This window comes from Actinomadura kijaniata NBRC 14229, assembly GCF_001552175.1.
Taxonomy (GTDB): Bacteria; Actinomycetota; Actinomycetes; order Streptosporangiales; family Streptosporangiaceae; genus Spirillospora; species Spirillospora kijaniata.
This window is the reverse complement of record NZ_BCQR01000149.1, coordinates 1-5629: the sequence shown is the minus strand read 5'-3', so window position 1 is coordinate 5629 and position 5629 is coordinate 1. Positions and strand designations below refer to the sequence as shown.

Below are 5629 nucleotides of genomic sequence, written 5' to 3'. Positions count from 1 at the left end.
GCGGCGGCCGGGCCGCCGGCCGGGATCCGGCGGCCCGACGGCGCCTGGCTGGTCCGCAACGACGTCGCCGCCCTGGAGCGCCGCTTCGGCCGGTGGGCCGCCCTGCCCCGCGCCGCGCTGCTGTCCCTGCTGCTGGACGCGCTGCCCGCCGACGCGCCGCGCCCCGGCGTCCACGTCCACGAGGTGCGGCCGGACGGCACCGTGACGCACGGCGCGGGGACCGAGACGGCCGACCTGGTGGTCGGCGCGGACGGGCTGAACAGCGCCGTCCGCCGCTCCCTGTGGCCGGACGCGCCGCCGCCCCGGTACGCGGGCTACACCACCTGGCGGGCGATCGTCCCCGGCGTGCCCGTCGAGGAGACCGCGGAGACGTGGGGGAGGGGCGAGCGGTTCGGGTACGCGCGGCTGGCCGACGGGCGGGCCTACTGCTACGCCATGGTCACCGCCCCGCGCCACACCGTGGTCGGGATCGAGGGCCTGCGCCGCCGCTTCGCGGGCTGGCACGACCCGATCCCGGCGCTGCTGGCGTCGGCCACCGACGACGGGCTGCTCCAGCACGACACCTACGAGCTGCCCGACCTGCCCGCGTTCGCCGCGGGCCGGGTGGCGCTGCTCGGCGACGCCGCCCACGCCATGACCCCCAACCTGGGGCAGGGGGCGTGCCAGGCGCTGGAGGACGCCGTGGTGCTCGGGCGGGTGCTCGGGCGGGTGCTCGGGCGGGCGCCGGGATCCGGCGTCGCGGTGCCCGAGGCGCTGCGGGCCTACGACCGGGAGCGGCGGCCCCGGGCGCAGGGGGTCGCGCGGCGGTCCCGGAGGCTGGGCGTGATGGCGCAGCGCTCGGCGTTGCCGCTGGTCGGCGCGCGGAACGCGGCCATGCGCGCGATGCCCGCCGGGCTGTACGCGCGCTCGCTGGAGCCCGTCGTGGGCTGGGGCGGCTGAGCCGGGCGGGGGGCGGGCGCGCTAGGGTCCGGAGAGTGACTGAACCGCGTTCTGTTTTCGGTCCGCAGGCCGACGCCGACGTCCCCGCCTTCTGGCGGGCGCTCGGGCTGCCCGGCATCATCGACGTCCACGTCCACTTCATGCCGCCCCGGCTGATGAACGCGGTGTGGGAGTACTTCGCCGAGGCCGGGCCGCTGGTCGGCCACGAGTGGCCGATCCGCTACAAGCAGTCGGAGGAGGAGCGGATCACGCACCTGCGCGGCATGGGCGTGCGGGCGTTCACGTCACTGGCCTACCCGCACCGGCCCGGCATGGCCGAGTCCCTCAACGAGTGGACGGCCGGGTTCGCCGCCCGCGTCCCCGAGGCCCTCCAGACCGGGACCTTCTACGCCGAACCCGACGCCGCCCGCTACGTGCGCCGCGCCCTGGAGGGCGGCGTCCGCGTCTGGAAGGCCCACCTCCAGGTCGGCGGCTACGACCCGCGCGCCCTCGAACTGGACCTGGTGTGGGGCATGCTCGCCGAGGCGGGCACCCCGGTGATCGTGCACGCCGGGTCCGGGCCGGTCGCCAACGGGCACACCGGCCCCGGCCCGTTCGGCGAGGTCCTGGCCCGCCACCCCCGCCTCACCGCGGTCATCGCCCATCTCGGCGCGCCCGAGTACGACGGGTTCCTGGCGATGGCCGAACGCCACGAGCGCGTCCACCTCGACACCACGATGGCGTTCACCGACTTCCTCGGCGGGCTCGGGACCTTCCCCGAGGCGCTGCTGCCGCGCCTGCGCGACCTCGGCCTGGCGGGCCGGGTCCTGCTCGGCAGCGACTTCCCGAACATCCCCTACGAGTACGCCCACCAGCTGGAGGCGCTGGCCCGCCTGGGGATGGGCGACGACTGGCTCCGCGAGGTCTGCTGGAACGCCGCCGCCAGGCTCTTCGACCTCCGGTGAACGCCGCGGGTCAGTGCCCGCAGTCGGCCTGCCCCACATGGTCGTGCGGCTCGTCCACGTCCGCCGGGACGTGCCGCGGCCCGTGCGGGTCGGCGCAGTGGAACCGGTCGTCCACGTGGTCGACCTCCAGCGTCGTGTGCGTGATCCCGTAGGAGGACTCCAGCACCTCCTGGAGGTCGCGGCGCACCGCGTGGCAGTCGCCCTTGGGCTCCACCAGCACGTGCGCCGACAGCGCCGGGTAGCCCGAGCTGACCTCCCACACGTGCAGGTCGTGGACCTCCTGCACGCACGGCCGCTCCACCAGCCGCGCGCCCACCTCGGTCGGGTCGATCCCGGCGGGCGCGGCCTCCATCAGCACCCGGCCCGCGTCGCGCAGCAGCCCGTACCCGGCCTTCACCATCAGCGCCGCCACCACCAGCGAGGCGATCGCGTCGGCGCGGGCGAACCCGGTCGTCCACACCACCAGGCCGGCGATCGTGGTGGAGATGAACGCGTACAGGTCGTTCAGGATGTGCTGGAACGCGCCCTCGACGTTCAGGCTGGACCGGTTGGCCTTGCTCAGCATCCACGTCGCGACCAGGTTCACCGCGATGCCCGCCAGCGAGGTGAAGAACACCAGCCGCCCGTCCACCTCCGGCGGGGTCACCAGCCGGGCGATGCCCTCGTAGACGAAGTAGACCGCCAGCAGCATCAGCGTCAGGCCGTTGAGCTGGGCCGACAGGATCTCGGCGCGGCGCAGCCCGTAGGTGTAGCCGCCGCGCGGCGGGCGCGCCGCGATCCGCATCGCGACCAGCGCCAGCACGATCGCGAACGCGTCGGTGCTCATGTGCGCCGCGTCCGACAGCAGCGCCAGCGACCGCGCCATCAGGCCGATGACGGCCTCGACCGCCATGTAGGCCAGGATCAGCACCAGCGCGCCGGTCAGGTAGCGGCGGTCGGCGTTGGCCGACACCCCGTGGCCATGGCCGTGGCCGTGGCCATGCCCGTGGCCGTGCCCGTGATCGCGGGCGTCGGTCTCGCTCCCGGTCCTCAGGTCCCCGCTCAAGAGCCCTCCTCCTTGTGGCCGACGTGGGCGAGAGCGAGGTCCAGCAGCATGCGCACGTGCGAGTCGGCCAGCCGGTAGTAGGCCATCCGGCCGGACCGGCGCGCCTGGACGACCCGGCTGGCGCGCAGCAGGCGCAGCGCGTGCGACACGGCGGACTCGGAGTTCCCGCAGACCGCCGCGATGTCGCACACGCACATCTCGCCCCCTTCGAGCAGCGCCGTCAGGACGCGCAGCCGTCCCGGATCGGCCAGCAGGCCGAACACCTGCGCCAGCTCTCCGACGGTGTCGGCGCCCGGCATGGCGGCCGTCACCACGGCGACCTTCTCGGGATCGACGACCCGGGTCACGCACCGGTCGGCCGTCCCCACATCTGAAGCACTGCTCATATGAGCAAATGTAGCGCATACAGGTGGGGGGTACGTGACAGGGTGGGGCCAACCGGGCGGTGCGGAGGGGTTCCGCCCGGTTGGCCGGGTCTGCCGATCAGGTCTCGACGGGCGTGCGCGGCGTCGGCGCGACCGGGGCGGAGGGCTCCTCCGGGCGGGTCTCCACCGACGGGGCCAGCGACGTCGGGCCCGGCTCGGTGCCGGGACCGGGCTCGGGGTCGGAGGTCTCCGGCGGGGGCATCGACGTGCCGGTCTCGGTGACCGTGGGCTCCGAGGTGGTCTCGGAGGTGGTGGTCTCGGTCACGGTGGGCTCGATCGGGCCCCGCCGGTCCTCCTCCTGCGTGATCGTGGGCGCGGGAACGCCCGTGGTGGGCGGCACCTCGGTGGGCGGCACCTCCGTCGGGACGCCCGTCTCCGTCGGCGTTCCCGGGGTCGTCGGGGTGCCGGTGCCGTCGGTCGGGCCGCCGGTGGGGGTTCCGGTGGGCGGGGGCGTCTCGGTGGGCGGCAGCGGGGTCGGCGGGCTGTCGGCGTCGCCGTCGGTGGCCGAGGGCCGCTGGAACGCCACATCGCCGTCCACGTCGACCAGGACGAAAACGTTGATCGTCGTTTTCGCCCCCTGCGGCGGAACGATCTTTGTGACGGTCCGCGCGTCGAATCCCGGCCACGACCGGCCGGTGTAGGAGGCGTTCCGAGTGGAGATCTTGCGGTCCGGCCCGGTGAGCGGATTACCGCAATTGCACTTCACCACCGGCGTGCCGTTCTGGTCGACCAGAACGCCCATCCCGGCCTGGAGCACCGCCGGGGAGCTGACGGCCCGGCCCTCCCGGAAGCCGTGGTTGGTCACCAGCGTGTCGACCCGCAGCAGCACCGGCGTGAGCCGCGCCACGAACGCCGGGATCGCGCTCGGCGTGATCTTGTGGACGCTCGCCCACGCCTTGGCCTTGTCCGGGTTGGCCTGCAGGAACCTCACCATGCCCTGCGGGTCGCAGTTGGCGACCTTGCGGGTCCCGCCGTACAGGCCGGGCTGGTCGCCGCTCCGCTCGCCGCCGCGCTGCGGGCTCGGCGCGATCTGCTGCCGGTCCGAGCCCAGCATCACCGTGTAGGGGTCGGGCCCGGGGGCGCCGACCGTCAGGCGCGCGATCGTCGCGCCGGCGTCCCCGCACCCGGACAGGACTCCGACCGACATCAGCAAGGCCCCGAACGGCGCGAGGAGAACTCCGCGCCGGGAAATTCGGAAATTGATCTCAGCCATGGTCCATCTCCCGTTCGAGGCCGACCGAACCTATACTCTTTGATGCCGTGACGGAGCGTTTTGTGCACCGTCAATTGCTGGAAATTTCGTTACCGCCCTCCCGGCGGAGCGCCGCCGGTCCACGGGGGACGGGGGCAGGGGATGGGAACATGGCCGACAGTCAGGGCGCGGCCGGCGGTCGCGCGGCCCCGAACCCCCTGGGGCCCGGCGATCCCGAACGGCTCGGCGGCTACGTCCTGCTCGGCCGCCTCGGCACCGGCGGGCAGGGCGTGGTGTTCCTCGGCCGCCCGGCGGACGGCGGCCCGCTCGTCGCGATCAAGCTGTTGCACGCGCAACTGCTCGGTGAGCAGAACGCCCGCGCCCGCTTCGTCCGCGAGCTGGCCCTGCTGCGCCGGGTCGCGGGCCGCGGGTTCTGCACCGCGCAGATGCTGGAAGCCGACATGGAGGGCGACCAGCCCTACATCGTCAGCGAGTACGTCACCGGCCCCTCGCTGCGGGACCTGGTGTGCCGCGACGGGCCCCGGGAGGGCGCCGACCTCGACCGGCTGGCGATCGGCACCGTCACCGCGCTGACCGCCATCCACGGCGCGGGCATCGTGCACCGCGACTTCAAGCCGCAGAACGTGCTGATGGGCCCCGACGGCCCCCGCGTGATCGACTTCGGGATCGCGCGGGCCCTGGACGCCGGGTCCACGGTGACCAGCCAGATCGTGGGCACCCCCGCCTACATGGCGCCCGAGCAGTTCACCGGCACCGTGGTGGGCCCGGCCGCCGACATGTTCGCGTGGGCGGCGACGCTGCTGTTCGCCGCGACCGGCCGCGACCCGTTCGTCGGGGGCCCGCTGCCCGCCGTGATGTACCGGATCATGCACGACCAGCCGGACCTGTCGCCGCTGCCGCCGCGCATCGCCGAGATCGCGCGGGCGTGCCTGGCCAAGGACCCGGGTGGACGGCCCACCGCCGAGGAGACGCTGCTGTGGCTGCTGGGCGACGGCAGCGGCGCCCAGCAGCGCGGCGCCGCCCGGCCGCGGACCGGCGCCGTCCCGCCCGCCCGGCCGCCCTC

General features: G+C 74.5%; 6 protein-coding genes. 3 read left to right on the top strand and 3 right to left on the bottom strand.

Annotated elements, in window-relative coordinates:
* On the top strand, positions 1-939 hold a 939-nt coding region (locus AKI01S_RS36610), incomplete at its 5' end, for an FAD-dependent monooxygenase (protein WP_067828659.1).
* Positions 940-974: 35 nt separating this feature from the next.
* On the top strand, positions 975-1883 hold the full coding sequence (locus AKI01S_RS36605; protein ID WP_067828657.1) for an amidohydrolase family protein: 909 nt from the start codon (positions 975-977) through the stop codon (positions 1881-1883).
* Between the two features lie 10 nt (positions 1884-1893).
* Here the strand turns inward: AKI01S_RS36605 and AKI01S_RS36600 are convergent, their stop codons facing one another.
* The 3 genes from AKI01S_RS36600 to AKI01S_RS36590 form a co-directional block, all read right to left on the bottom strand.
* The gene (locus tag AKI01S_RS36600; RefSeq protein ID WP_067828654.1) at positions 1894-2928 is read right to left on the bottom strand and encodes a cation diffusion facilitator family transporter; all 1035 of its coding nucleotides are present in this window, start codon (positions 2926-2928) and stop codon (positions 1894-1896) included.
* Positions 2925-3314, bottom strand: a complete 390-nt coding sequence (locus AKI01S_RS36595) for an ArsR/SmtB family transcription factor (protein WP_067828651.1) — start codon at positions 3312-3314, stop codon at positions 2925-2927. The genes AKI01S_RS36600 and AKI01S_RS36595 overlap by 4 nt, the downstream gene beginning before the upstream one ends.
* A 97-nt stretch (positions 3315-3411) precedes the next feature.
* Positions 3412-4500, bottom strand: a complete 1089-nt coding sequence (locus AKI01S_RS36590; protein WP_067828648.1) for a DUF6777 domain-containing protein — start codon at positions 4498-4500, stop codon at positions 3412-3414.
* Positions 4501-4715: 215 nt separating this feature from the next.
* Between AKI01S_RS36590 and AKI01S_RS36585 the strand changes: the two genes are divergently transcribed.
* Positions 4716-5629, top strand: a 914-nt coding sequence (locus tag AKI01S_RS36585; protein WP_157420427.1) for a serine/threonine-protein kinase, incomplete at its 3' end; no start/stop codon positions are given.